Origin of the sequence: Bradyrhizobium sp. AUGA SZCCT0182 (genome assembly GCF_018130185.1) — a bacterium.
GTDB lineage: Bacteria > Pseudomonadota > Alphaproteobacteria > Rhizobiales > Xanthobacteraceae > Bradyrhizobium.
Genome location: NZ_JAFCLY010000003.1, coordinates 39,645 through 64,400 on the forward strand (window position 1 = coordinate 39,645; position 24,756 = coordinate 64,400).

The 24,756-nt window shown below is 63.4% G+C and carries 25 protein-coding genes; 21 read left to right on the plus strand and 4 right to left on the minus strand.

Going from position 1 to position 24,756, the window contains the following annotated elements; genetic code table 11:
* The first annotated feature begins 1 nt into the window (after nt 1).
* The 3 genes from JQ611_RS04745 (at nt 2) to JQ611_RS04755 (ending at nt 5,276) form a co-directional block, all read left to right on the plus strand.
* A complete protein-coding gene (locus JQ611_RS04745; RefSeq protein ID WP_212385791.1) occupies nt 2-997 on the plus strand; it encodes an alpha/beta fold hydrolase in 996 nt (331 codons plus the stop codon).
* Nucleotides 998-1,185: 188 nt separating this feature from the next.
* Nucleotides 1,186-4,422: a bifunctional cytochrome P450/NADPH--P450 reductase gene (locus JQ611_RS04750; protein ID WP_212464670.1), complete on the plus strand. Its 3,237-nt coding sequence runs from the start codon at nt 1,186-1,188 to the stop codon at nt 4,420-4,422.
* Between the two features lie 179 nt (nt 4,423-4,601).
* Nucleotides 4,602-5,276, plus strand: coding sequence for a spermidine synthase (locus JQ611_RS04755; RefSeq protein WP_212385789.1), 675 nt, complete (start codon nt 4,602-4,604; stop codon nt 5,274-5,276).
* 47 nt (nt 5,277-5,323) lie between these two features.
* Here JQ611_RS04755 and JQ611_RS04760 read toward each other — a convergent pair whose 3' ends face one another.
* Nucleotides 5,324-5,788 (minus strand): nuclear transport factor 2 family protein, encoded by a 465-nt coding sequence (locus JQ611_RS04760; RefSeq protein ID WP_212268429.1) that lies wholly within the window; start codon nt 5,786-5,788, stop codon nt 5,324-5,326.
* Nucleotides 5,789-5,892: 104 nt separating this feature from the next.
* Nucleotides 5,893-6,810 (minus strand): alpha/beta fold hydrolase, encoded by a 918-nt coding sequence (locus JQ611_RS04765; protein WP_212385788.1) that lies wholly within the window; start codon nt 6,808-6,810, stop codon nt 5,893-5,895.
* Between the two features lie 255 nt (nt 6,811-7,065).
* Between JQ611_RS04765 and JQ611_RS04770 the strand changes: the two genes are divergently transcribed.
* From JQ611_RS04770 to JQ611_RS04855, 18 genes are all read left to right on the plus strand, one after another.
* Nucleotides 7,066-7,446 carry a hypothetical protein gene (locus JQ611_RS04770; protein WP_212268517.1) on the plus strand — a complete coding sequence of 127 codons (381 nt, stop codon included), beginning with the start codon at nt 7,066-7,068 and terminating at the stop codon, nt 7,444-7,446.
* A complete protein-coding gene (locus tag JQ611_RS04775; RefSeq protein ID WP_212268425.1) occupies nt 7,443-8,528 on the plus strand; it encodes an alpha/beta fold hydrolase in 1,086 nt (361 codons plus the stop codon). The genes JQ611_RS04770 and JQ611_RS04775 overlap by 4 nt, the downstream gene beginning before the upstream one ends.
* Complete coding sequence (locus tag JQ611_RS04780) at nt 8,525-9,118, plus strand: GNAT family N-acetyltransferase (protein WP_212268423.1); 594 nt, start codon at nt 8,525-8,527, stop codon at nt 9,116-9,118. The genes JQ611_RS04775 and JQ611_RS04780 overlap by 4 nt, the downstream gene beginning before the upstream one ends.
* Before the next feature lie 247 nt (nt 9,119-9,365).
* Nucleotides 9,366-9,842 carry a phasin gene (locus JQ611_RS04785; protein ID WP_212268421.1) on the plus strand — a complete coding sequence of 159 codons (477 nt, stop codon included), beginning with the start codon at nt 9,366-9,368 and terminating at the stop codon, nt 9,840-9,842.
* A gap of 193 nt (nt 9,843-10,035) precedes the next feature.
* Nucleotides 10,036-11,322, plus strand: coding sequence for a DUF445 domain-containing protein (locus JQ611_RS04790; RefSeq protein ID WP_212268419.1), 1,287 nt, complete (start codon nt 10,036-10,038; stop codon nt 11,320-11,322).
* A gap of 188 nt (nt 11,323-11,510) precedes the next feature.
* Entirely contained in the window at nt 11,511-12,281 is a 771-nt protein-coding gene (locus JQ611_RS04795; protein WP_212385787.1) for a triacylglycerol lipase, read from the plus strand.
* 82 nt (nt 12,282-12,363) lie between these two features.
* Nucleotides 12,364-13,233 carry a phenylacetic acid degradation operon negative regulatory protein PaaX gene (gene paaX, locus JQ611_RS04800; RefSeq protein WP_212464671.1) on the plus strand — a complete coding sequence of 290 codons (870 nt, stop codon included), beginning with the start codon at nt 12,364-12,366 and terminating at the stop codon, nt 13,231-13,233.
* A 75-nt stretch (nt 13,234-13,308) separates the two neighbouring features.
* Nucleotides 13,309-14,301 (plus strand): 1,2-phenylacetyl-CoA epoxidase subunit PaaA, encoded by a 993-nt coding sequence (gene paaA / locus JQ611_RS04805; protein ID WP_212414318.1) that lies wholly within the window; start codon nt 13,309-13,311, stop codon nt 14,299-14,301.
* A 10-nt stretch (nt 14,302-14,311) separates the two neighbouring features.
* On the plus strand, nt 14,312-14,599 hold the full coding sequence (gene paaB, locus JQ611_RS04810; protein WP_192737264.1) for a 1,2-phenylacetyl-CoA epoxidase subunit PaaB: 288 nt from the start codon (nt 14,312-14,314) through the stop codon (nt 14,597-14,599).
* Nucleotides 14,599-15,375, plus strand: a complete 777-nt coding sequence (gene paaC, locus JQ611_RS04815; RefSeq protein ID WP_212464672.1) for a 1,2-phenylacetyl-CoA epoxidase subunit PaaC — start codon at nt 14,599-14,601, stop codon at nt 15,373-15,375. Before paaB ends, paaC begins: the two co-directional genes overlap by 1 nt.
* A complete protein-coding gene (gene paaD, locus JQ611_RS04820; protein ID WP_212268409.1) occupies nt 15,369-15,872 on the plus strand; it encodes a 1,2-phenylacetyl-CoA epoxidase subunit PaaD in 504 nt (167 codons plus the stop codon). The genes paaC and paaD overlap by 7 nt, the downstream gene beginning before the upstream one ends.
* 2 nt (nt 15,873-15,874) lie before the next feature.
* Nucleotides 15,875-16,954, plus strand: coding sequence for a 1,2-phenylacetyl-CoA epoxidase subunit PaaE (gene paaE, locus JQ611_RS04825; RefSeq protein WP_212464673.1), 1,080 nt, complete (start codon nt 15,875-15,877; stop codon nt 16,952-16,954).
* A gap of 88 nt (nt 16,955-17,042) precedes the next feature.
* Nucleotides 17,043-17,495, plus strand: coding sequence for a hydroxyphenylacetyl-CoA thioesterase PaaI (paaI, locus tag JQ611_RS04830; protein ID WP_212464674.1), 453 nt, complete (start codon nt 17,043-17,045; stop codon nt 17,493-17,495).
* A gap of 29 nt (nt 17,496-17,524) precedes the next feature.
* The gene (gene paaK / locus JQ611_RS04835) at nt 17,525-18,856 is read left to right on the plus strand and encodes a phenylacetate--CoA ligase PaaK (protein ID WP_212464675.1); all 1,332 of its coding nucleotides are present in this window, start codon (nt 17,525-17,527) and stop codon (nt 18,854-18,856) included.
* A gap of 111 nt (nt 18,857-18,967) precedes the next feature.
* Nucleotides 18,968-20,215, plus strand: coding sequence for an amidase family protein (locus JQ611_RS04840; RefSeq protein WP_212464676.1), 1,248 nt, complete (start codon nt 18,968-18,970; stop codon nt 20,213-20,215).
* The gene (locus JQ611_RS42375) at nt 20,170-20,400 is read left to right on the plus strand and encodes an amidase family protein (RefSeq protein ID WP_212464677.1); all 231 of its coding nucleotides are present in this window, start codon (nt 20,170-20,172) and stop codon (nt 20,398-20,400) included. The genes JQ611_RS04840 and JQ611_RS42375 overlap by 46 nt, the downstream gene beginning before the upstream one ends.
* 127 nt (nt 20,401-20,527) lie before the next feature.
* A complete protein-coding gene (locus JQ611_RS04850) occupies nt 20,528-21,544 on the plus strand; it encodes a zinc-binding alcohol dehydrogenase family protein (protein WP_212464678.1) in 1,017 nt (338 codons plus the stop codon).
* Between the two features lie 312 nt (nt 21,545-21,856).
* Nucleotides 21,857-22,828 carry a YeeE/YedE family protein gene (locus tag JQ611_RS04855; protein WP_409363251.1) on the plus strand — a complete coding sequence of 324 codons (972 nt, stop codon included), beginning with the start codon at nt 21,857-21,859 and terminating at the stop codon, nt 22,826-22,828.
* Nucleotides 22,829-22,833: 5 nt separating this feature from the next.
* Here the strand turns inward: JQ611_RS04855 and JQ611_RS04860 are convergent, their stop codons facing one another.
* Both JQ611_RS04860 and JQ611_RS04865 read right to left on the minus strand, forming a co-directional pair.
* Nucleotides 22,834-24,057: a bifunctional alpha/beta hydrolase/OsmC family protein gene (locus tag JQ611_RS04860; protein ID WP_212464679.1), complete on the minus strand. Its 1,224-nt coding sequence runs from the start codon at nt 24,055-24,057 to the stop codon at nt 22,834-22,836.
* Nucleotides 24,058-24,085: 28 nt separating this feature from the next.
* A complete protein-coding gene (locus JQ611_RS04865; RefSeq protein ID WP_212385776.1) occupies nt 24,086-24,748 on the minus strand; it encodes a sulfite oxidase-like oxidoreductase in 663 nt (220 codons plus the stop codon).
* Nucleotides 24,749-24,756: the final 8 nt, after the last annotated feature.

Consider the following 24,756-nt stretch of genomic DNA (forward strand, 5'->3'; position numbering starts at 1 on the left):
AATGATTGAAATGCCGCCGCTGCAGTTCGCCGAGACGAACGGCATTCGCATGGGTTACTACGAGGCCGGGCCGAAGACCGACAAGCCGCCGGTCATACTGTGCCACGGCTGGCCGGAGATCGCGTTCTCCTGGCGTCACCAGATCAAGGCGCTAAGCGAGGCCGGGATCCGGGTGATCGCGCCGGATCAGCGCGGCTATGGTTCGACCGACCGGCCCGAGCCGGTCGAGGCCTATGACATCGAGCACCTGACCGGCGATCTCGTCGGCCTGATGGACCATCTGAAGATCGACAAGGCGATCTTCGTCGGCCACGACTGGGGCGGCTTCATCATCTGGCAGATGCCGCTCCGCCACATTGACCGCGTTGCCGGCGTGGTCGGCATCAACACGCCGCATCACGATCGCCCGCCGGCCGATCCGATCGAGCTGTTCCGCAAACGGTTCGGCGACAGCATGTACATCGTGCAGTTCCAGGATCCGGCCCGCGAGCCCGACAGGATCTTCGGCAGCCGGGTCGAGCAGACGTTTGACGCCTTCATGCGCAAGCCGGTGCCGCGGCCCGCCGACACACCCGCCGATCAGGTGGTTGCCGGCGTCGGTGCTTCACCGCGACTCAATTTGGCGTTTCCGCAGATGATTGCGGGTTACGACGCCAAGCATGATCCGCGCACACCAATCCTGTCGCCGGAAGAGAAGAAGGTGTTCGTCGATACGTTCACGAAGTCAGGTTTCACGGGCGGCATCAACTGGTACCGCAACATGTCGCGCAACTGGCAGCGTTCGGCCGCGATCGATCACACGGTGAAAGTACCGGCGCTGATGATCATGGCCGAGAACGACCATGTGCTGCCGCCGTCGTCGGCTGACGGCATGGAAAAGATCGTTCCCGATCTCGAAAAATATCTGGTGCGCGACAGCGGCCATTGGACGCAACAGGAAAAGCCGGACGAGGTCAGCGCCAAACTGATCGAATGGCGCAGGAAGCGGTTTGGCTAGAGCATAAATTACCTTATCGTCATTGCATGCAACAAACGCGAAGCGTTTGTGCAAGGGAGCGAAGCGACGAAGCAATCCATTCTTTCTTTTCAAGGCGAGATGGATTGCTTCCCTTCGCTCGCAATGACGAGCTGATACAATGACGGGCTGATACAAAGAATCGGACCAAGGCAGGAGACAATTCGACAATGGCGTCACCGAACAAACTCAGTCCGATCCCGCATCCGCCGAAAAAACCCGTTGTCGGCAACATGCTGTCGCTGGATCCGAACGCGCCCGTTCAGCATCTGGTGCGGCTGACCAAGGAGCTCGGGCCGATCTTCTGGCTCGACATGATGGGTGCGCCGCTGGTGATCGTGTCGGGCCACGATCTGATCGACGAACTCTCCGACGAGAAGCGCTTCGACAAGGCGGTGCGCGGCTCGCTGCGCCGGGTGCGCGCGGTCGGCGGCGACGGTCTTTTCACCGCCGACACGTCAGAGCCGAACTGGAGCAAGGCGCACAACATCCTGCTGCAGCCGTTCGGCAACCGCGCGATGACGTCCTATCATCCGAGCATGGTCGACATCGCCGAGCAGCTGGTGAAAAAATGGGAGCGGCTGAACGGCGACGAGGAAATCGACGTCGTCCATGACATGACCGCGCTGACGCTCGACACCATCGGCCTCTGCGGCTTCGACTACCGTTTCAACTCGTTCTATCGCCGCGACTATCATCCGTTCGTGGAATCGCTGGTGCGCTCGCTCGAGACCATCATGATGACCCGCGGCATCCCGCTGGAAGGCCTGTGGCTGCAGAAGCGCCGCAAGGATCTGGCGCTGGACGTCGCCTTCATGAACAAGATGGTCGACGAGATCATCGCCGAGCGCCGCGGCAACGCGGAAGCTGCCGAGGGCAAGAAGGACATGCTCGGCGCCATGATGACCGGCGTCGACCGCGCCACCGGAGAGCAGCTCGACGACGTCAACATCCGCTACCAGATCAACACCTTCCTGATCGCGGGCCATGAGACCACCAGCGGCCTCTTGTCCTGCACGCTCTATGCGTTGCTCAAGCATCCCGACGTGCTGAAGAAGGCCTATGAGGAAGTCGACCGCGTGCTCGGTCCCGATGTCGACGCGCGGCCGACCTATCAGCAGGTCACGCAGCTGACCTACATCACGCAGATTCTGAAGGAGGCGCTGCGGCTGTGGCCGCCGGCGCCGGCCTATGGCATCGCCCCGCTCCAGGACGAGACCATCGGCGGCAAATACAAGCTGAAGAAAAACACCTTCGTCACCGTGCTCGTCATGGCGCTGCACCGCGATCCCAGCGTGTGGGGCCCGAACCCTGACGCGTTCGATCCGGAGAATTTCAGCCGCGAGGCCGAGGCCAAGCGTCCGGTCAACGCCTGGAAACCGTTCGGCAACGGCCAGCGCGCCTGTATCGGGCGCGGCTTTGCGATGCACGAGGCGGCGCTGGCGATCGGCATGATCCTGCAGCGCTTCAAGCTGATCGACGTCAACCGCTACCAGATGCATTTGAAGGAGACGCTGACGATCAAGCCGGACGGCTTCAAGATCAAGGTGCGCCCGCGTGCCGACAAGGAGCGCGGCGCGTTCGCTGGTCGCGCCGCTGCCGCGGTGGCGGCCTCGAACACAGCCGCAGCACCAGCCCGCAACCGCCCCGGCCACAACACGCCGCTGCTCGTGCTCTACGGTTCCAACCTCGGCACCGCCGAAGAACTCGCCACCCGCGTTGCCGATCTCGCCGAGGTCAACGGATTTTCGACCAAACTCGGCGCCCTCGATGACTACGTCGGCAAGCTGCCCGAGCAGGGCGGCGTCCTGATCTTCTGCGCCTCCTATAATGGCGCCGCCCCCGACAATGCCACGCAATTCGTCAATTGGCTGGACAGCGGCTTGCCCAAGGATGCGCTGGCCAAAGTCCGCTACGCGGTGTTCGGCTGCGGCAACAGCGACTGGGCGGCGACCTATCAGTCGGTGCCTCGTGCCATCGACGAGCAATTGGCCGCGCACGGCGCGCGCAGCGTCCATGGGCGCGGCGAGGGCGATGCCCGCAGCGATCTCGACGGCCAGTTCGAAAAATGGTTTGCCGCCGCCGCAGCAGCAGCAACCAAGGAGTTCGGCCTCGCGTCGACCTTCACCCGCAGCGCCGACGACGCGCCGCTCTACACGATCGAGCCGGTGGCGCCGACCGCCGTCAACGTGATCGTGGCGCAGGGCGGCGTTTCCCCGATGAAGGTGCAGGTCAATTCCGAGCTGCAGAACAAGGCCGGCGCCAATCCGTCCGACCGCTCGACGCGGCATATCGAAGTGCAACTGCCACCGGGCGCTTCCTATCGCGTCGGCGATCACCTCAGCGTGGTGCCGCGCAATGATCCGGCGCTGGTCGATTCCGTCGCGCGCCGTTTCGGCTTCCTGCCCGCCGATCAGATCCGGCTCGCGGTCGCCGAAGGCCGCCGTGCGCAACTGCCGACCGGCGACGCCGTGTCGGTCGGGCGTTTGCTGACCGAGTTCGTCGAATTGCAGCAGATCGCGACCCGCAAGCAGATCCAGATCATGTCGGAAAACACGCGTTGTCCGATGACCAAGCCGAAGCTGCTGGCCTATGTCGGCGATGACGCCGCCTCGACCGAGCTCTATCGGAGCGACGTTCTCGGAAAACGTAAATCGGTGTTCGACCTGCTGGAGGAATATCCGGCCTGCGAGCTGCCGTTCCATGCTTATCTCGAAATGCTGTCGCTGCTGGCGCCGCGCTATTATTCGATCTCGTCGTCACCGGCGGGCGATGCTTCGCGCTGCAGCGTCACCGTCGGCGTGGTCGAAGCGCCTGCGAGTTCGGGCCGCGGCGTCTACAAGGGCGTTTGCTCGAACTATCTCGCCGGCCGCCGCGCCGGCGACACCATCCATGCCACGGTGCGCGAAACCAAGGCGGGCTTCCGCCTGCCGGACGATGCGTCGGTGCCGATCATCATGATCGGACCCGGCACGGGGCTGGCGCCATTCCGCGGCTTCCTGCAGGAGCGCGCCGACCGCAAGGCCAAGGGCGCGAGCTTAGGCGCGGCGATGCTGTTCTTCGGCTGCCGCCATCCCGAGCAGGACTTTCTCTACGCCGAAGAACTGAAGGCGTTCTCCGCCAACGGCATCGCCGAACTGCACACCGCGTTCTCGCGCGCCGACGGGCCGAAGACTTATGTGCAGCATCTGGTCGCGGCGCAAAGGGATCAGGTGTGGAACCTGATCGAGAAGGGCGCGATCGTCTATGTCTGCGGCGACGGCGGCAAGATGGAGCCGGACGTCAAGGCCGCGTTGGTGTCGATCTATTGCGAACGCACCGGCGCGGACGAAGCAGCAGGCTTGCGCTGGATCGACGATCTCGGCGCCAGGAACCGCTACGTGCTGGATGTGTGGGCGGGGGGCTGACGCTGGTTGCATTTACCTCTCCCCGCTTGCGGGGAGAGGTCGGATCGCCCTTGCGATCCGGGTGAGGGGGTACTGGTTTTTCAACTGACACCGGCTTCTCGGATAGAGCCCCTCACCCCAACCCTCTCCCCGTAAGGACGGGGAGAGGGAGTGGCAGCCGATCGTGCTAGAACCCCGACATGATTCCCTGGGAAAAAATCGATACCGCGCGTGTGCCCGGCACCGACGCGGAACTGCGCCTGATGAAGCGGGGCGCCGAGTTTTCCATCATGCTCGGCACCAACGAGCTGATGAACAGCCGCCTCTCTGGCTCGGAAGCCGCACTCGCCACCCTTGCGGTCAAGAAGCTGGAAGCGAACAAGAAGCCGCATCTGCTGATCGGCGGATTGGGCATGGGCTTTACGTTGCGGGCTGCGCTTGCGGTGCTCGGCGCCGGGGCGCGGATCGTGGTGGCTGAACTGGTGCCGGCCGTCGTCGCCTGGGGGCGAGGTCCGATGGCGGAGATTGTTGGCGGCAGCCTGAACGATACGCGCGTCAGCATTCAGGAAGTGGACGTCACCGAGATTATTCGATCCAGCCGATCGAAATTCGATGCGATTCTGCTCGACGTCGACAACGGGCCGGAAGGCCTGACCCGCAAGGCCAATGATGGGCTCTACAGTTCAGCCGGATTGGGCGCGGCACATACCGCGCTTCGTCCCGGCGGCGTCCTGGCCGTCTGGTCGTCCGGACCCAACGCGCCGTTCTCAAAGCGGCTGCGTGCCGCCGGTTTCGATGTGAATGAGGTTGCCGTGCGCGCCACCGGAAGAGGCGGCGGCGCGCGCCATGTCATCTGGATCGCAACACGCACGTAGTGCGTCACGCTGCTCCGCGTATCGGTCGATGATGCCCGGACGATGCCTCAGAACATCGTGTTGCTGTTCGCCGGATTCTCGGGGATCGGCTGGACGACGTCCCAATGCTCGACGATCTTGCCGTTCTCGAGCTTGAAGACGTCGATGATCGCGCTCCCCCTCGTGCCGGGCTCGCGAATGGCGTGGACATGCAGGATGACGTAATCGCCGTCCACGAACGAACGCTTGATCTCGCTGCGGGAGTTCGGGAATTTCTCGCGCAGGAATCCAATGAACTTGCGGAAGCCCTCGGGACCGTCAGCGGCATTCGGATTGTGCTGGACATAGCGATCGCCCATATAGGCGATCGCGCCGTCGGCATCTTTCTGGTTTAGCCCCTTCTCATAGAAGTCGAGCACCGCTTTTCTGTTGGCTTCCTGCTGCGCCGCGGAGGCGGCCCAGGCGCTCGGAGAGGCGAGGGCGAACAGGACGACGGTGGCCAGGGCGATGCGTGGCCGAAAAAAGAGATCCATGATCGGGCTCCATCTGACGATATCGGTGTGCCGTCTATAGTACTCGACCCCGCCGGCCGTAAGAGGGCACCCGATACTCACGAAGTCACCTCGAAGTAACCTGATCAAGCCGCCTTCGCCGCCGCACCATGGGCGTGCTTGTCGATGGCATCGATGATCTGCGGCCACATCGGGATCGGCAACGCGTGGCCCATGCCGTCGATCATCACAAGCTTCGCGCCTGGCACAGAGGCTGCCGTATCCTTGCCGCCCTCGGGCCGCACCAGGGGATCGACGGTGCCGTGGATGACGAGCGTTGGTGCCTTCACCGCGCTCAGCCGTTCCTTGCGGCTGCCGGAGGCGAGCACCGCGCGCAGCTGGCGGCCGACGCCGGCCGGGTTGAGGCCGCGTTCATAGGTGCGTTCGGCGCGCGAGCGGTCGAGCGCTTCGTCTTCCGGAAACGAGCCGACGCGCAAGATTTTCCAGGTTTTTGCAAAGCGTTCGAAATACTCTTCCTTGGTCGCGGGCGGCGGCGCCATCAGCATGGCGGCGGCTTCCCGTGTCGGCCCCGGCACCTTGGGATTGCCCGTTGTCGACATGATCGACGTCAGCGAGCGCACCCGTGCCGGAAACGAGATCGCGACTTCCTGGGCGATCATGCCGCCCATCGATGCGCCGACCAGATGCGCCGACTTGATGCCGAGCACGTCCATCAGGCCGACCGTGTCCTTGGCCATGTCGATCAGTCTGTAGGGCGCGGCGACCGGGATCTTCAGGAATTTCAGCTTGAGCAGTTCGAGCGCGCTCAGACGCTTGCCGCCGGTCATGCGGGAGGATTTGCCGATGTCGCGGTTGTCGAAACGGATGACGCGAAAACCGCGCGCGGCCAGCTGGCGGCAGAAATCATCGTCCCAATGGATCATCTGGGCGCCGAGGCCCATGATCAGCAGCAACGGTTCCGCGCCGGCATCGCCGAAGCTTTCGTAGCAAATGTCGATGCCATTGGCGTGGGCGATCTGCGGCGGCTGATGGGCAAGCGTCACGTTGGCGGTCCTTTGGATCAGTCCTGCGATGGTACCTTGATGGGGTCTTGTATGGCACGGTTTACCGCATCGCAGAAGGCTTTGCTGCTCACTGTTAACCAGTCCCTTGTTCGGACGCGTTTTCCAGACGCGAACCGCTACCCGCTTCGCTTGAAAACGCGACGTCGCCCGGTTGACCGCCACGCCGCAACGGTGTGGTATGGCGGAATAATATCCGAGGCGTGGCAAAGCGCTCGTAACCAAGGGAGGGCGCCAATGGCCGACAAAGGCAATGATCCTGCCGTGATCTGGCAGACGATGATCGGGGAGATGGAGAAGGGGTTCAACTCCTTTGCCAACCAGGCGATGGCTTCGCCCGAATTCTCAAAAGTGATGAATCAGGTCGGCGGCGTCTCGGCCGGCGCGCAGAAGCAGCTCGGCGAGCTGATGGAGAAGTATCTCGTCAGCATGAACCTGCCGAGCCGGGCGCAAATGGTCGGCATGGCCGAGCGCATCCAGGGAATCGAAGGCCAGCTCAACGAGATCAAGGCGATGCTGCACCAGATCCATCACAATTCGCTGGCGCCTGAAGGCGGCTATGGCGCGGCGCGGCCGCCGCGCACCAAGCGTCCCCCGTCGGAGGGAGAGCAAAAATGAACGCGCCCGCAGCAGCCCTCGATCTGGCGTCGATTCCCGAGCGGATCCAGTCCGAGGTGCAGCGCGCGATCCAGCGCAGCATCAAGGGCGTCGAATACATCTCCTCGTCGGGCCCCGCGCTGGGTTCGACGCCGAAGGACGTGTTGCTCAGCCGCGGCACGCTGAACCTCTATCACTACCGGCCCATCGCGGACGAAATCTACCGCGTGCCGATCCTGATCGTGATGGCGACCACCAACCGCGGCTACATCCTCGACATGGTGCCCGGCCAGAGTTTTATCGAATTCCTGCTCAAGCGCGGCTACGACGTCTACATGATGGACTGGACCGCGCCGAAACCGGAGGAAAAATCGCTGCGGATGGAGGATTACGTCCTCGACTTCATCCCGGATTGCGTCCGCCGCGTACAGCAGGATTCCGGTGAAACAGACGTCACCGTGATCGGCTATTGCTTCGGCGGCGTGCTGTCGCTGCTGTACGGCTCGATCTTCAACGACGGACCGATGAAGAATTTGATCTGCTTCACCACGCCGATCGATTTCCGCGAGATGAAGCTGTTCTCGAATTTCTCGGACCGGCGCTATTTCGATGTCGATCGCCTCGTCGACAGCATCGGCAATGTGCCGCCGGAAATGATCCTGTCTTCGTTCGAAATGCTGCGGCCGGCGTCGCGCGCGGTCAGCCAGGTGAATTTGTGGGAGAACATCTGGAACGACGAATACGTCAAGGCCTACCGGATGATGGATCGCTGGGGCACCGACACGTTGCCGCTGGCGGGCGAGTATTTCCGCGCCATCACCAAGGACCTGATGTGGGACAACAAGCTCTACAACGACACCATGACGGTCGGCGGGCGTGCGGCCAATATCGCTGACATCAAGGTGCCGATCCTGCACGCGGTCGCCGAGCACGATCACATCGTGCCCTATGACGCGGCCAAGCACCTGATCGCCAAGGTCGGTTCGTCCGACAAGGAAGAGGTGGTCCTGAAGGGCGGCCATGTCAGCGTCGTCGCCGGCGCCAATGCGATCAAGCGGCTATGGCCGAAACTGGACAACTGGTTAGGTAAGAGATCAACATGAGTGAAACACGTTCCTATCCGCGCCACGTCAAGACCGACGCCGGCGAGATCGAATTCCGCCTGATGTCCCGCGCCGACGAGGCCGCGGTGCTGGCCTTCGCGCAAAAACTGCCGACGCATGATCTGCTGTTCCTGCCGCGCAACATCAGCCAGCCCAAGGTGCTGTCGGCCTGGATCAACGAGATCGAGCGCGGGCAGATCACGAGCCTGCTGGCCGTGAAGGGCGACGCGGTGGTCGGTTGCGGCACGCTGGTGCGCGACCCGCATTCCTGGTCGCAGCATGTCGGCGAGATCCGGATGGTGGTGTCGCAGGACGTGCGCGGGCAGGGCGTCGGCCGGGCGCTGTCGCAGGAGACCTTTGCGCTGGCGCTGGGCGCCGGCCTGGAAAAGCTCTCGGTGCAGATGACGGTCGACCAGCAGGCAGCGATCGCGCTGTTCGAGAGCCTCGGTTTCAAGGCCGAGGCCCTGTTGCGGGACCACGTCCGGGACGTCGACGGCAAGAAGCATGACATTGTCGTGCTCGGGCACAATGTGGCGCAGGTGCGAGCCCAGCTGGAGGCCTACGGGCTTCCAGGCGCCGTCCAGCACTAGAGGGTGGCCGCCCGGCACTAAAGCGGGCCGTCCGGCACCAAAGCCGGCCGTTCGGCATTAGACGAAAGTGGAACTTTTGCTGGTTCCCTAGGCAAACCGCTCATCATTGAGGCTCATCACGCATTCGTGATGTCGCGATGCAACATCGATATTGCGTCGCAACATTAACTATGGCACAACGATCTCGCCCCGGGCCACTCCGGACGGGGTGAGCCCATAGCTCAAACCTGAGGATGGAGAGACCCCCATGACCACCGAAACCAATTCCGTGCTGAACACCGTCAAGGAAGCCTTCGCGCCCGTCACCGAGGCGTTCACCAAGCTCCAGAACCTGGAAGTTCCGGAAGCTGCCCGTGAGTTCGTGAAGAAGCAGGCCGAGACCGCGAAGGTTCGCGCCGCCGACATGCATGCCGGTTCCGAGAAGGTGACCGCTGCCATCGAGACCGCCGTTGCCGGTTCGGTTTCCGAGGCTGCCAAGATCAGCCGCAACATCCAGCAGGCGTTTTATCAGGACGCGGAAGCGTTCTTCGCCGGCATCGACAAGCTCGCTTCGGCCAAGTCGCTGAGCGAAGCCGCCCAGATCCAGTCGGACATGGTCCGTGCGCGTGGCGAAGTGTTCGTCTCGCGGGCGAAGGCCACGTCAGAATATCTCGGCAAGCTCGTCGCCGACAGCGCCAAGACCGCTCAGGACAACTTCTCCAAGGTCTACAGCAAGACCGCCTGATAGCGATCTGCCAACTGCCCTTTTGGAAGGCCCGCTTAGGCGGGCCTTCTTTTTGTCTGGTATTCACTTAGATCAGTCAGACCCTCATGGTGAGGAGGCGCACTTGCGCCGTCTCGAACCATGAGGCCTCATCCTTCGAGACGGCGCTTCGCGCCTCCTCAGGATGAGGGTCTGCGTTCAGTCGAAAGCCGCCATGACCGTCCCCCGCACATTCGTCGTTGACACGCCTGCCGACGCGCAGCGCGCAGCCGAACTGCGCCGGGTCAAACTGCTGGCGACGCTGGTGCTGGCGGCGACGTTTGCGATCTTCATTGCGGCGAGGGCGCTGCTGCCGATCCACCCGGCGTTCGGCTTCGTCGCGGCCTTTGCGGAGGCCGCCACCATCGGTGGCCTTGCCGACTGGTATGCGGTGGTTGCCTTGTTTCGTAGGCCTTTGGGTCTGCCGATCCCGCACACCGCGATCATCCAGAGCAACCAGCACCGCATCGCCGACAAGCTCGGCGAATTCATCGAGCAGCATTTTCTGGAAGCGGCCCCGGTCGAAGCAAAGTTGCGGCAGATCGATTTCGGCTCGTTCATCGCCGACTGGCTGCGCGACCGCAAGCGCAGCGAGGATCTGGCGCGCTTTGCACTGCGGCTGTTGCCGGAAGCGGTTGCAGCCACGGAGAATTCCGGCCTGATGACCTTTGTCAGCCGCCGCATCACCTCGCAATTGATGTCGATCGATCTGGCGCCGCTCGCGGCCGGCACGCTGCGCACCTTCGTGAAGGAAGGCCGGCACCAGGGCCTGCTCGACGACATCATGCGCGCGGTGCATCAATCGCTGACGCAGGCCGAGACCATGGCGATGATCCGCGAGAAGATCCGCGACGAATTGCCGACGCTGCTAAAACTCTATCGCGCCGACCGGTTCCTGGTGAACAAGATCGTGGCGTCGGCGACCGCGTTCTTCGAGGAAGTGCGCAACGATCCCAAGCATCCGTTCCGCGACGAGTTCGACCGCATGGTGCTGACCTTCGTCGACCGGCTCGGCAGCGATCCGGCCTATGCCGAGCGCATCCAGGGGCTGAAGCGCGATCTCCTGGCGCGCCCCGAACTGAACAGCCTCGCGCGCCACATCTGGGAGAATGCGCGATCGTTCTTCGAGCGCAGCGCGTCAGGCGAGACGCAGGTGCTGGAGCAATATCTCGTGCGCATGTTCGTAACGGCAGGAGAGGCGCTGGCCGCTGACGCCGAAATGCGGGCCGAGATCAACCAGGGTCTGGTCGCCGTGCTGCGCAGTGTGGTTGCCGAACAGAAGAGCGGCGTCTCCACCTTCATCTCCGATCAGGTCAAATCCTGGGACATGGGGCAGTTGATCGCGCTGATCGAAATCAACATCGGCCGCGACCTGCAATACATCCGCTTCAACGGCTCGCTGATCGGCGGGCTTGCAGGATTGGTGCTTTACACCCTCGAGTACCTGCTGCGGCTCGTGTGACTATTTCATCACGTCTGCGCTTTTAATTGTCACAAGTGTGAAGTGCGCCGTTGAAAGAAGAATTCTGGTTCCCTAGCTTTTTACGAAATAATGTTGCGTTGCGGAACGATTCTACCAGGCTTTCGTCTTCCCACTGAACCAGTGGCCGGCTGCCGCAACTTAAGGGGCCGAGCCCGAGAGGAGATATGATGTCCGTTGCTGCGCAGACGCTTCGTCCGCCGTCCAGAACCCTGATGTTTCTGGAGGGGCGGGCGATTTCCGAATTGGGCGCTTTCCTCGGTGCTTTGCCGCTCCTGAGTCTGGCGCCGAGAGGCGACGGGCATCCGGTGCTGGTATTGCCCGGTCTTGTGGCTTCCGACACCTCGACGCGTCCGCTGCGCAGCTTCCTGAAGAGCCGCGGCTACGCCGTCAGCGGCTGGCGCCAGGGCCGCAATCTCGGTCTGCGCCAGGGCGTGCAGCACGCGATGGTCGATCTCGTCCACGAATTGAACGACACGCATGGCCAGAAGGTCAGCCTCGTCGGCTGGAGCCTTGGCGGCCTTTACGCGCGTCAGCTCGCCAAGATGATGCCGGAGCGCGTACGCTCGGTGATCACGCTCGGCAGCCCGTTCGCGGCCGGCCCGAAGGCGACGAATGCCTGGCGCGTCTATGAAATGGCGAGCGGCCGCCGCGCCGACGAAGAGGACACGCGTTTCGGCGGGGCGCTGGCGGGCACGCCGCCGGTGCCGACCACCGCGATCTTCAGCCGTACCGACGGCATCTGCGCCTGGCAGGGCTGCAGGGAGCAGACCAGCGCGACGTCGGAGAGCATTGAGGTCGAAAGCAGCCATTGCGGCATGGGTCATCACCCCGCCGTGGTCTATGCGGTCGCCGACCGTCTGGCGCAGGCGGAAGGTAAATGGGCCCCGTTCGACCGCAGCGGCTGGCGCAGCATGGTTTATCCGAACCCGGATAGGTAATCGGGTTACCGATAGCTAATTCAGAACGCCGGCCTCGCGCCGGCGTTTTCGTGAATCCGCAAAACGCGGTATGCCTTGACGCATGCCGCAGCCGCTCGCCCGCATCGTCGAACAGCTCAAGCGCGAACCGTCGCGCACCGGCTCGATCGTCATCACCGTGTTCGGCGATGCCATCGTGCCGCGCGGCGGATCGGTCTGGCTCGGCACGCTGCTGGAATTCTTTGCCGCGATCGACATCGACAGCGGCGTCGTGCGCACCGCGATGTCGCGGCTCGCGACCGACGGCTGGCTCGAGCGTAACAAGGTCGGCCGCAACAGTTTTTACCGGCTCGACAAGAAGGGGCGGCAGACCTTCGATACCGCCACCAAGCACATCTACGATCCGCCGCCATCCGACTGGACCGGGCGGTTTGAGTTGCTCCTGATCGGCAATGGCGGGGACCGCGATGCATCGCGCGATGCGTTGAAGAATGCCGGCTTCGGCAGTCCGCTGCCGGGCGTGTGGGTCGCACCGTCAGGCGTACCGGTTCCGGAGGAAGCCGCGGGCGCGATCCGCCTGGAAGTCTCCGCCGAGGACGACAGCGGCCGTCGCCTGCTCAGCGAAAGCTGGCCGCTTCAGCGCACCGCGGATGCCTATTTGAAATTCATGAAAACCTTCGAGCCGCTCCGCGCCTCGATCGGCCGCGGCGAGATTCTTTCCGACACGGATGCCTTCACCGCGCGGATTCTGCTGATCCACCATTACCGCCGCGTCGTGCTGCGCGACCCGTTGCTGCCGGCACCGCTTTTGCCCCGCGACTGGCCGGGCAGGGCGGCGCGACGGCTCTGCGGCGAGATCTATCGCGGGCTGCTTGCTGCGTCGGAACAATGGCTTGACGACCACGCGACCAACGAAAACGGGCCGTTGCCGAAGCCGGGCAGGGCGCTGGCGCGCCGGTTCGAAGGGACGTAAACATGTTACAAAAATAACTTGCATTCGTATTTTTATGTTATATTTTGGAGAAAAGAACATACGGGGAGGTCGGCCATGTACACGCAGGCGCTCAATACGTCCGATGGCGATAACAGCCACATCGAGGACGCCGCACGTTCCGCACAGTTCCAGGCGCGCATCGATGCCGACGAGCGCATCGAGCCCAACGACTGGATGCCGGCGGCCTATCGCAAGACACTGACGCGGCAGATTTCCCAGCACGCCCATTCCGAAATCGTCGGCATGCTGCCCGAAGGCAACTGGATCACCCGCGCGCCGTCGCTGCGCCGCAAGGCAGCACTGCTGGCAAAAGTGCAGGACGAATGCGGCCACGGGCTTTATCTCTATGCCGCGGCCGAAACGCTCGGCACCTCGCGTGAAGAGCTGGTCGATTTGATGCTGGCGGGGAAAGCAAAGTATTCCTCGATCTTCAATTATCCGACACTGACGTGGGCCGACATCGGCGCGATCGGCTGGCTGGTCGATGGCGCGGCGATCATGAACCAGATTCCGCTGTGTCGCTGTTCCTATGGCCCCTATGCGCGCGCGATGATCCGCGTCTGCAAGGAAGAATCCTTTCATCAGCGCCAGGGCTTTGAGATCATGGTGACGCTGTCGAAGGGCACCGAAGAGCAGAAGGCGATGGCGCAGAGCGCGCTCGATCGCTGGTGGTGGCCGGTGCTGATGATGTTCGGCCCGCCCGACAAGGCAAGCCAGCACTCGGACACCTCGACCAAGTGGAAGATCAAGCGCTTTTCGAACGACGAGCTGCGCCAGAAATTCGTCGATGCCACCGTGCCGCAGGCGCAATTCCTGGGCTTAACGATTCCCGATCCCGGCATGAAACAAAATGCCAACGGCAACTGGGAATACAGCGCGATCGACTGGGAAGAGTTCAATCAGGTGCTCGCCGGCAACGGCCCCTGCAATCGCGACCGATTGGCGGCGCGGCGCAAGGCGCATGACGACGGCGCCTGGGTGCGCGAAGCGGCGACTGCCTATGCGGAGAAGCGCAAGCAGCGCCAGCACGCGCAAGCGGCGGAATAGGGAGATCATCATGGCCACGCCGAACATGCCGCTCTGGGAAGTCTTCATCCGCAGCCGCAATGGGCTCGCGCACAAGCATGTCGGCTCGCTGCACGCCGCCGACACCACGCTGGCGTTGCAGGCCGCGCGCGACATCTACACCCGCCGCGGCGAGGGCCTCTCGATCTGGGTGGTGCCGTCGAACGCGATCACGGCATCCGATCCCTCCGAGAAGGGCATGATGTTCGAGCCCGCGGAATCCAAGATCTACCGGCACCCGACGTTTTACGATGTGCCTGACGAAGTCGGGCATATGTGATGGCTGTCGCCTCGATCCAGGTCTCCGAAACCCCGCTGGTGCTCTACACGCTGCGCCGCGCCGACGATGCGCTGATTCTGGGCCATCGGCTGTCGGAATGGTGCGGCCAAGCGCCGATGATGGAAGAGGACATGGCGCTCGCCAATATGGGCCTCGATCTGCTTGGGCAGGCGCGCGAGCTTTATGCTTACGCCGCCAAGGTCGAAGGCCGGGACAATGACGAGGACAAGTTCGCTTATCTGCGCGACGTCCGGCAGTACCGCAATCTGCTGCTGCTGGAACAGCCGAACGGCGATTTCGCGCGCACCATGGTGCGGCAGTTCTTCTATGCGGCCTTCGCGGATCTTTATTGGCGCGCGATGATGCAATCGAGCGATCCGACCCTGGCTGCGATCGCGGCGAAGTCGGAAAAGGAAAGCGCCTATCACGTCAGGCATTCTTCGGAATGGATGGTGCGGCTCGGCGACGGTACCGAGGAGAGCCACCGGCGCGCGCAGAGCGCGATCGACGATCTCTGGGCCTATACCGGCGAGATGTTCCATCTCGACGACAGCGAGCGCGGCCTGATCGGCGCCGGCATCGCGATCGACCCCGCCAAATTGCACGCGCCATGGCTCAAGACCGTGTCCGGCGTCGTTAATGAGGCAACACTGGCGTTGCCTGACAACAACTGGATGCAGCAGGGTGGCCGCGACGGGCGGCACAGCGAACATCTCGGCCATCTTCTCAGCGAATTGCAGTCGCTGCCGCGCACGTTTCCGGGGGCGACATGGTAACCGCCTCGCTCAGCGATGCTGATTTGCGCCGGCGCGCCTGGGATGCGGCCGCCCAAGTGGTTGATCCCGAGATTCCGGTGCTCACCATTGCCGATCTCGGCGTGCTGCGTGAGGTCGCCGTCAGTGACGGCCATGTCGAGGTCGCGATCACGCCGACCTATTCCGGCTGCCCGGCGATGAACATGATCGCGCTGGAAATCGAGCTGGCGCTGGAACGCGCCGGCATTGCGCGGCCCAAAATCCGCACCGTGCTGTCACCGGCCTGGACCACCGACTGGATGAGCGAGGACGGCCGCCGCAAGCTAAGGGAATACGGCATCGCACCGCCACAGGCTTCAAACTCGCGCCGCGCGCTGTTCGGTGAGCAGCAGGTTTCGTGTCCACAATGCGGCTCGGGAAATACGGAAGTTCTCTCCGAGTTCGGTTCGACCTCCTGCAAGGCGCTGTGGCGCTGCAAGAGCTGCCGCGAACCGTTCGACTATTTCAAGTGTCATTGATCATGTCCCTGACACCCCGCTTCCACCGTCTTGCCGTCAACGACCTGCGCCGCGAAGCGCCGGATGCGGTATCGCTGAGCTTTGCGATACCCGCGGAGCTATCAGGCGACTACAGCTTTACACCCGGTCAATATCTGACCCTGCGTACGACCATGGACGGCGAGGAAGTGCGCCGTTCCTATTCGATCTGCTCCGGCCCCGACGACGGCGAATTGCGCATCGCGGTGAAGAAGGTCGATGGCGGTGCGTTTTCGAATTGGGCGGCGGATGAACTGAAAGCCGGCGACGAGCTCGACGTGATGACGCCGACGGGGCGCTTCGGCGTCGCGCATGCGCCCGATCAAGCACGGGTCTATGTCGGCTTTGCCGCGGGATCGGGCATCACGCCGATCCTGTCGATCGTCAAGGGCGTGCTGGCGCGCGAACCGAACAGCCGCTTCTTTCTGTTCTACGGCAACCGCTCGACGTCAAGCATGCTGTTCCGCGAGGCGCTGGAGGAACTGAAAGACCGCTTCATGCAGCGGTTCTCCGTCTTTCACGTGATCTCCGGCGAGGAGCAGGACATCCCGATCCTGCACGGCCGGCTCGACGGCGAAAAGGTTCGCGTGTTGCTGCGTTCGCTGGTGCCGGCGTCGAGTGTTGATCACGTCTTCGTTTGCGGCCCCCTGGGCATGAGCGAGGACATCGAAAACACCTGCCGCGAGATCGGCATTGCCGAGGATCGCATTCACGTCGAGCGCTTCGTCTCCGAGTTTGGCGGCAAGCCGCGCGCCAAAAAGATCGTCGAGACATCCGCGCCGCCGAAGGCGCTGGCCTCGCTCGTGATCGACGGCAAGCGCCGCGAGGTGCCGGTCGCCGAGGACGAATCCATTCTCGACGCTGCGTTGCGCGCCGGCATGGACCTGCCGTTTGCCTGCAAGGGCGGCATGTGCTCGACCTGCCGCGCCAAGCTGGTCGAGGGCGACGCGCAGATGGAAGTGAATTATTCGCTGGAGCCGTGGGAACTGAAGGCGGGGTTCATCCTCACCTGCCAGGCGCGGCCGGTGTCGGACAGGGTCGTGGTGGATTACGACCACGTGTGAACAAAGCCGTCGCGTTTGACGGTGCGACGGCTAGACTACCCGAATGAAAGAGGCCGGTTGCAACAGGCCCGACGACAGGGAGACCGCAGTGAACGTCAATGCCGCGCTATCGCCCGACGACCTCGCGCGCGCCTGTGCGGACGCGATGTGGAAGGAGGACGACGCCAGCAAGGGCCTCGGCATGCAGATCGTCGAGATCGGGCCGGGCCGGGCAACGCTTTCGATGACGGTCAGGCCGGAGATGGTCAACGGCCAGCGCATCGCCCATGGCGGCTTCATCTTTACGCTGGCGGATTCCACTTTTGCTTTTGCCTGCAACACCCATAATGAGCGCGCGGTCGCGGCGCAGTGCCATGTCACCTTCATCCGGCCCGGCAAGCTCGGCGATGTGCTGGTGGCGAGCGCGCGCGAGATCTCCCGCAGCGGCAGGTCGGGCATCTACGATGTGCAGGTCACCGCTGGTGACGTTGTGATCGCGGAATTCCGCGGTCATTCCCGCACCATCGGTGGTGCGTGGCTGCCCGGTACCACGATAAAATAAAACAAAAACGATTTTTGAGGAAACGCGCGATGGCTTCGACCAGGCTTCAATCCAGTGCAGGCGGCTACCGCGCCGAGTTGGACTCGGTGGAGCGCGCCTCCCGCGACGAGATCGTGGCGCTGCAAACAAAGCGCCTCGCATGGTCGCTGGCGCATGCCTACGACAACGTCGCACACTACAAGAAGGCCTTCGACAAGGCCGGCGTGCACCCCGGCGATTTCAAGCAGCTTTCCGATCTCGCCAAATTTCCGTTCACGGTCAAAACCGACCTGCGCGACAATTACCCGTTCAACATGTTCGCGGTGCCGCGCGAGAAAATGGTCCGCGTCCATGCGTCTTCCGGCACGACGGGAAAACCGATCGTGGTCGGCTACACCCAGGCCGATATCGACGTGTGGTCGGAGGTGATGGCGCGTTCGATCCGCGCCGCCGGCGGCCGCACCGGCATGATCATGCATAACGCCTATGGCTACGGCCTGTTCACCGGCGGGTTAGGCGCGCATTACGGCGCCGAGAAACTCGGCTGCACCGTGGTGCCGGTGTCCGGCGGCATGACCGAGCGGCAGGTGCAGCTGATCAATGACTTCAAGCCCGACATCATCACGGTGACGCCGAGCTACATGCTGGCGATCCTGGACGAGTTCAGGAAGCAGAAGCTCGACCCTCGCGCATCCTCGCTCAAGTTCGGCATCTTCGGCGCCGAGCCCTGGACCAACGCGATGCGCGTCGAGATCGAACAGGCTTTTGATATGGACGCGACCGATATTTACGGCCTGTCGGAAGTGATCGGCCCCGGCGTCGCGCAGGAATGCGTGGAGACCAAGGACGGCCTGCATATCTGGGAGGATCATTTCTACCCCGAAGTGATCGACCCCGAGACCGGCGCAGTGCTGCCGGACGGCGAAAAAGGCGAACTGGTGTTCACCTCGCTGACCAAGGAAGCCTTTCCGATCATCCGCTACCGCACCCGCGACCTGACGCGGCTGCTGCCGGGCACGGCGCGGCCGGGCATGCGGCGGATGGAGAAGGTCACGGGTCGTTCCGACGACATGATCATCCTGCGCGGGGTCAACGTGTTCCCGACCCAGATCGAGGAAGCTTTGCTCGCGACCGACTGGTGCGGCGGACATTTCATCATCGAACTGACGCGCGAGGGCCGCATGGACGAAATGACCGTGCTGGCGGAAGCCCGTCCCGAACATTGGGACGGCAGCGGTCTGCCCACGCACACGGAAAAAGTCGCAACCTTCATCAAGAACACCATCGGCATCACCGCCCGCATCAAAGCCGTCGCCCCCGAGACCCTGGAGCGATCGCTGGGAAAGGCCAAACGCGTGTTCGACAAGCGGCCGAAGGGATAGCATCAGATAGCTGAAAATGTGTTCATGCCCGATCCGTCTTGCCGTGATATCTGAAGTCGTCGGCCGGCTTTGCGGTCGCCGCTTCCTTCTCTCGGAGACGTGAGTTCCGCCATGGCTGATTCCAACCCGACCACCGCCGCCGACATCGTTGCCGCTGTCAGGGACAAGAAGATCAGGGCCGTCGATGTGACCAAGGCCGCGATCGCGCGCGCCGAACAGGTCAAGGATCTGAATGCGCTGATTATTCTGAACAAGGATCCGGCCATCGCAGCCGCGGCGGAAATCGACGAGGGCTCACGCGGTGCACTCCCGCTTGCCGGGCTCCCGATCGTCGTCAAGGACAACATCAACACCGCCGACATGCCGACATCGGCTGGCACGCCGGCGCTGCAGAACGCGCGGACGAGCCGCAATGCGCCGTCGTGGGACCGGCTCTTGAAGGCCGGCGCCATCATGATCGGCAAGGCCAACATGCACGAGCTGGCGTTCGGCATCACCAGCACCAACCTCGCGTCCTTTGCAGGGCCGGTGAAGAATCCCTATGACAAGACGCGGATCCCGGGCGGCTCCTCAGGTGGAACAGCCGCGGCGATTGCCGCTGGTATCGTCAGCTGCGGATTGGGATCCGATACCGGTGGTTCGACCCGCGTGCCGGCAGCGCTTTGTGGCATTGTCGGACTGCGACCGTCGGTCGGCAATGGCGGCGCACAGCGCCGCTACGACGACGCCAATCTGGTGGTTCCGATCAGCCACACCCGCGACACCGTGGGCCCGATGGGCCGTACGGTCGCGGATGTGGCGCTGCTCGATTCCGTCATCACCGCCACGCCGATGGCAAAGATCGAGCCGTTGCGCGGCAAGCGGTTCGGCATCCCGGCGGCGTTCTGGAGCGGGCTCGACCGTGACCTCGAAACCGTGACCAGGGCTGCGCGTGCAAAACTTGCCGACGCCGGCGTCGTTCTGGTTGATGTCGATATGCCTGGCCTGTTCGAGCTGGATGCAAAGGTGTCGTTCCCGGTGGCGCTGCACGAAATCGCAGACATCCCCGCTTATCTCGAGGCGAGCGGCATCACGGATGTCACGCTGGCCGACATCGTGGCCGGGATCGCCAGTCCCGATGTCAAGGGCGTGTTTGGCGCCATCACCACCGACGCCTTCGGTGCCGCCTATCAGGATGCCATCACGGTGCATCGGCCCGCGCTGCAGAAAATGTACGAGGCGTACTTCCGCGACAATAATCTGGACTGCATTCTGTTTCCGACCACCATCGCACCGGCGCCTTTTCGATCGATGCCGGGAAGGGGTCCGGCGAGATGTCGATCAATGGCGGCGCGCCGGTGCCGACATTCGACACCATGATCCGCAATACCGATCCCGGCAGCAATGCCGGCCTTCCCGGCCTGTCGCTCTATGCTGGAATGACGCCGGAGGGACTGCCGGTCGGACTCGAGATCGATGGTCCGGTCGGCAGCGATACAAAACTGCTTGGGCTCGGCCTTGCGATCGAAGCCATTCTGGGTTCGGCGCCGCCGCCGAAGATCTAGCCGGCTTCCTTCAACAAGCCTCTTGAACTCAGCGGGCAGTCCGCTAGTCATGGGACGAAGCCGCGACGGTGTAACGATCCCTGCGGGCGTCAAATCGCGCTGGAAGCGCACATCACAGGGAATATCGATGAAGCCGGTCTCCACACCACCTGGTCAGACAGTTGAAGCGCGCTGCGTCCGGCTGGCGGCGAAGGCGGAGAACCCGGCTTTGCTTGCGCCCGTGGTCGAGACGCGGGCGCTGTCGCGTGCCGAAAACGAGCTGATGATCGAGGTCAAGGCGGCGGCGGTCAACCCGTCCGACGTCAAGGCCGCGACCGGCCTGATGTCCTATGCGGTGTTTCCGCGCACGCCGGGCCGCGACTATGCGGGCGTCGTGATCGACGGCCCGGCGGGATCGATCGGGCGCGAAGTGTTCGGCTCTTCCGGCGATCTCGGCATTCGCCGCGACGGCACCCATGCCACCCATCTCGTGGTCGAAGCCGATGCCGTGGTGGAGAAGCCCAAAAGCATTTCGTGGGAGGAGGCTGCCGGTATCGGCGTTCCCTTCGTGACCGCGATAGAAGGCCTGCGCCGCGCCGGCATTCCAAAAGCCGGCGAGACCGTGCTGGTCATGGGCGTCAACGGCAAGGTCGGGCAGGCGGCGGTGCAGATCGCGAGCTGGCACGGCGCGCGCGTGATCGGCGTCGTCCGCAAGGACGAACTTTATGAAGGCCACGCCAATTCGAAGGTCGAAATCATCAATGCTTCCGTGACTGACGTCGCGGCGCGTGTGCGCGAATTCACCGACGGCAAGGGTGCCGACATCGTCTTCAACACCGTCGGCGATCCCTATTTCCAGGCGGCGCATAAATCGCTGGCGTTGCGCGGGCGCCAGATCCTGATCGCCGCGGTCGATCGCATCGTGCAGTTCAACATTCTGGAGTTCTATCGCGGCCAGCACACCTATGTCGGCATCGATACGCTCGGCCTGTCGTCGGTCGCAACCGGCGCGGTGCTCAGGGAATTGGGCCCGGGCTTTGCGAGCGGCCACCTGAAGCCGTTCCCGATTAAGCCGGCCGCGATCTATCCGCTGGAACAGGCCAAGGCCGCCTTCATCGCGGTTGCGGGTTCGTCGCGCGATCGCGTGATCCTGCGGCCGGCGTAAATCCTCTCGGACAGAACTTTTTCCTCGTTGCAGCGGGAACGAAACCAGTCGTATTCCGGTTGGGATCGATTGTTTTATTCTCTCGTCGTCACGCTGCGCGGAAGCTTCATTCTTTGTTCTCCCCTGCCGTGGACGCCCCCATGCATGCGCCGCTATAGCAGGGTGAAATCTGTAGCATATTTATGCTGTCGCGGTTGATATCGCCGAACGCTTGAGGAAAATGCCGTGCAGGGCACTGCGAACATCATTGTGCTGAGCGGACTGCTGATCGGCCTCGTTTACGGCGTGGTCGGCCTGTTGAGCGGCTTTTGCATGCTCTCGAGCCTGCGCGGCTGGTGGGCGGAAGGCGATGGCCGTCTGGTCCGCACCTACGCGCTCGCGATCGGCGTCGCGGTGGCATCGACGCAATTGCTGGCGGCGGCCGGCCTCGTCGATCTCGGCAAGTCGATTTACCTGCAACCATCATTTTCGGTGCCGCTGATGTTCTTCGGTGGCTTGCTGTTCGGCTATGGCATGGTGATGTCGAACGGCTGCGGCTCGCGCGCGCTGGTGCTGCTCGGGCGCGGCAATCTTCGCTCCTTCGTGGTGGTGATCGTGCTCGGCATTTTTGCGATGATGACGCTGAAGGGCCTGATCGCGCCCGCGCGCATCGCGATGGTGCAGGCCTCGCAGACCACGACGACGGTCAATTCCGTCCCGGCACTGCTGTCGGCGTTCGGCCTCAGTGAAATCACGGCGCGCATGCTGGCGGCCTCCGCCGTCAGCGCCGCGCTGATCATCTTCGCCTTCGCGCATGCCCCGTTCCGGAAATCGCCGGGCCAGGTCGCCGCCGGTCTTGTGATCGGCCTTCTGGTGGCGGGGGGCTGGTTTGCGAGCGGCTATCTCGGCGCCGACGACTTCAATCCGACGCCGGTGGTGTCGCTGACCTTCATCGCGCCGATCGCGGATGCCCTGCAATATGTCATGCTGTCGACGGGATCGACGCTGAATTTCGGCATTGCCACCGTCGGCGGCGTGCTCGCCGGCAGCCTCATCACGGCGCTGGCGACCGGGCGTTTTCACCTGGAAGGTTATCAGTCGCCGCGCCACATGCTGCGCTCGGCCGGCGGCGCGGCGTTGATGGGCGCCGGCGGCGTGATGGCGTTCGGCTGCTCGATCGGGCAGGGCCTGTCAGGCTTTTCAACCCTGGCGCTCGCCTCGCTGATCGCGGTTGCTGGCATACTGGTCGGCACGGCCCTGGGCCTGCGCGGCGCGCTGCGCGTGCGTCCGCTGGCAACGGCCTAGCTCCGTTACTCCGCAGCCTTCGTCACGATCCGGATTTCCGACGTCAGCGTGCGATGCACCGGGCACTTGTCGGCAATCTCCATCAAGCGTTTGCGCTGCTCGGCGTCGAGCGCGCCTTCGATCGAGATCACGCGGTCGATTTGGTCGAGCATGCCGACGCGGGTTTCGCATTCGGCGCAGTCTTCCGCATGGATCTTCTTGTGCTGCAGCGTCACCGTGACGCGATCGAGCGGCAGCGATTTGCGGTCGGCATACATCCGCATCGTCATTGAGGTGCAGGCGCCAAGGCCCGCCAGCACGAAGTCATACGGCCCGGGCCCACTGTCCTGGCCGCCGGCGGCAACGGGTTCATCGGCCAGCATCTGGTGCGGCCCTGACGTGACGGTCTGCTGGAATTTGCTGGCGCGGGTCTCGCGCACCACGACATTGCGCGCTACCTCGCCGAGTTCGGCGGCCGCTTGGGCCGGAAGCGGTTCGACATAGCGTTCGACCCAGGCGGCGATGACGTCGGCGACATAGACGGTGTCGCGCTTGTTGCTGAGCAGATGATCGGCGCCGGACAGCGACACGAAACTCTTCGGATGCTTTGCAGCGAAAAAAATATTGGTCGCGTTGTCGATCCCGACGGTGTCGTCGGTCGGCGAATGCATGATCAACAGCGCCTTGTGCAATTTGGCGACATGCGCCATCAGGCCATGTTCGGCGATGTCGTCGAGGAATTCACGCTTGATGTGAAAGGGGCGTCCGGCGAGCTGAACCTCGACCTTGCCTTGGGTGCGAATGTCCTCAATGCGATCCCCAAACAAATGCGTGACGTGGGCGGGATCGGAGGGCGCGGCGATGGTGACGACCGCCCTGGCATCGGGGATTAGCCCGGCAGCGGCGAGGATCGCGGCACCGCCGAGGCTGTGACCAATCAGGATCGTCGGCACCTGCCGGGTTTCGCGTAGGTGATCGGCGGCGTGGACGAGGTCGGCAACATTTGACGTAAAGGTCGAGTTGGCGAAATCGCCTTCGCTGGAGCCCAAGCCTGTGAAGTCGAACCGCAGCACCGCGATGCCGCGGGCGTTTAGCGCGGTTGCGATGCGTTTGGCCGCCAGCACATCCTTGCCGCAGGTGAAGCAATGCGCAAACAGCGCATAGGCGTGGGTGGCGCCGTCGGGCTTGTCCAGCGCCGCGGCAAGCTGATGGCCGCCTTCACCGGTGAATTGAAAGCGTTCGGTCGGCACGGGCGTTCTCCCTTGGCTCAGTAAGGCGTCAGTCGCTGTAACGCTGCTCCGCCCACGGGTCGCCGCGGTTGTGATAGCCGCGGACTTCCCAATAGCCCGGCGCGTCCTTATCGAGGAATTCGATGCTCTGCAGCCATTTGGCGCTCTTCCAGAAATAGAGATGCGGCACCACCAGCCGCACCGGGCCGCCATGGTCCTGCTCCAGCGGCTGGCCGGACCAGCTGTGGGCGAGCAGGGCGTCTTCGGCGGCGAAATCCTCCAGCGCAAGGTTGGTGGAGTAGCCGTCATGCGAATGCAGCACCACGAACGCTGCCTCGTCGCGCGGCCGGCACGCGATCAGGAGGTCGCGGGTCGAAAGACCCTCCCATTGATTGTCGTAGCGCGACCAGGTGGTGACGCAATGGATGTCGGACAGGAATTGCGTCTGCGGTTGCGCGCTGAATTCGGCAAAATTCCAGAAGATCGGATTTTCGACCGCGCCGTAGACGTCGAGCCGCCAGCGCTCGCGCGAAATGCTCGGCGTCAGGCCGAGATCGAGCACCGGCCAGTCGCGCGTCAGATGTTGGCCCGGCGGCAAGCGCTGGTCATCGGGACGGGTAACTTTGCCGGTGAGGAATTTTCCCTCGCGCGCCCAGCGCTGCTTGCTGCGCGTCAGCTTGCTCTCCGGCGGCGGCTCCTGGTCTTCGGTCATATCGGAAC

Bases quoted from the DNA above. Each gene is read 5' to 3' on its own strand.
- paaD (WP_212268409.1), top strand. From the start codon at position 15,369: ATGGTAACCGCCTCGCTCAGCGATGCTGATTTGCGCCGGCGCGCCTGG.
- paaA (WP_212414318.1), top strand. From the start codon at position 13,309: ATGTACACGCAGGCGCTCAATACGTCCGATGGCGATAACAGCCACATC.
- JQ611_RS04795 (WP_212385787.1), top strand. From the start codon at position 11,511: ATGTCCGTTGCTGCGCAGACGCTTCGTCCGCCGTCCAGAACCCTGATG.
- paaK (WP_212464675.1), top strand. From the start codon at position 17,525: ATGGCTTCGACCAGGCTTCAATCCAGTGCAGGCGGCTACCGCGCCGAG.
- JQ611_RS04865 (WP_212385776.1), bottom strand. From the start codon at position 24,748: ATGACCGAAGACCAGGAGCCGCCGCCGGAGAGCAAGCTGACGCGCAGC.
- paaE (WP_212464673.1), top strand. From the start codon at position 15,875: ATGTCCCTGACACCCCGCTTCCACCGTCTTGCCGTCAACGACCTGCGC.
- JQ611_RS04855 (WP_409363251.1), top strand. From the start codon at position 21,857: ATGCTCTCGAGCCTGCGCGGCTGGTGGGCGGAAGGCGATGGCCGTCTG.
- JQ611_RS04745 (WP_212385791.1), top strand. From the start codon at position 2: ATGATTGAAATGCCGCCGCTGCAGTTCGCCGAGACGAACGGCATTCGC.
- JQ611_RS04850 (WP_212464678.1), top strand. From the start codon at position 20,528: ATGAAGCCGGTCTCCACACCACCTGGTCAGACAGTTGAAGCGCGCTGC.
- JQ611_RS04755 (WP_212385789.1), top strand. From the start codon at position 4,602: ATGATTCCCTGGGAAAAAATCGATACCGCGCGTGTGCCCGGCACCGAC.
- JQ611_RS04780 (WP_212268423.1), top strand. From the start codon at position 8,525: ATGAGTGAAACACGTTCCTATCCGCGCCACGTCAAGACCGACGCCGGC.
- JQ611_RS04790 (WP_212268419.1), top strand. From the start codon at position 10,036: ATGACCGTCCCCCGCACATTCGTCGTTGACACGCCTGCCGACGCGCAG.
- paaC (WP_212464672.1), top strand. From the start codon at position 14,599: ATGGCTGTCGCCTCGATCCAGGTCTCCGAAACCCCGCTGGTGCTCTAC.
- JQ611_RS04785 (WP_212268421.1), top strand. From the start codon at position 9,366: ATGACCACCGAAACCAATTCCGTGCTGAACACCGTCAAGGAAGCCTTC.
- JQ611_RS42375 (WP_212464677.1), top strand. From the start codon at position 20,170: ATGTCGATCAATGGCGGCGCGCCGGTGCCGACATTCGACACCATGATC.
- JQ611_RS04775 (WP_212268425.1), top strand. From the start codon at position 7,443: ATGAACGCGCCCGCAGCAGCCCTCGATCTGGCGTCGATTCCCGAGCGG.
- JQ611_RS04750 (WP_212464670.1), top strand. From the start codon at position 1,186: ATGGCGTCACCGAACAAACTCAGTCCGATCCCGCATCCGCCGAAAAAA.
- paaB (WP_192737264.1), top strand. From the start codon at position 14,312: ATGGCCACGCCGAACATGCCGCTCTGGGAAGTCTTCATCCGCAGCCGC.
- JQ611_RS04770 (WP_212268517.1), top strand. From the start codon at position 7,066: ATGGCCGACAAAGGCAATGATCCTGCCGTGATCTGGCAGACGATGATC.
- JQ611_RS04840 (WP_212464676.1), top strand. From the start codon at position 18,968: ATGGCTGATTCCAACCCGACCACCGCCGCCGACATCGTTGCCGCTGTC.
- paaX (WP_212464671.1), top strand. From the start codon at position 12,364: ATGCCGCAGCCGCTCGCCCGCATCGTCGAACAGCTCAAGCGCGAACCG.
- JQ611_RS04760 (WP_212268429.1), bottom strand. From the start codon at position 5,788: ATGGATCTCTTTTTTCGGCCACGCATCGCCCTGGCCACCGTCGTCCTG.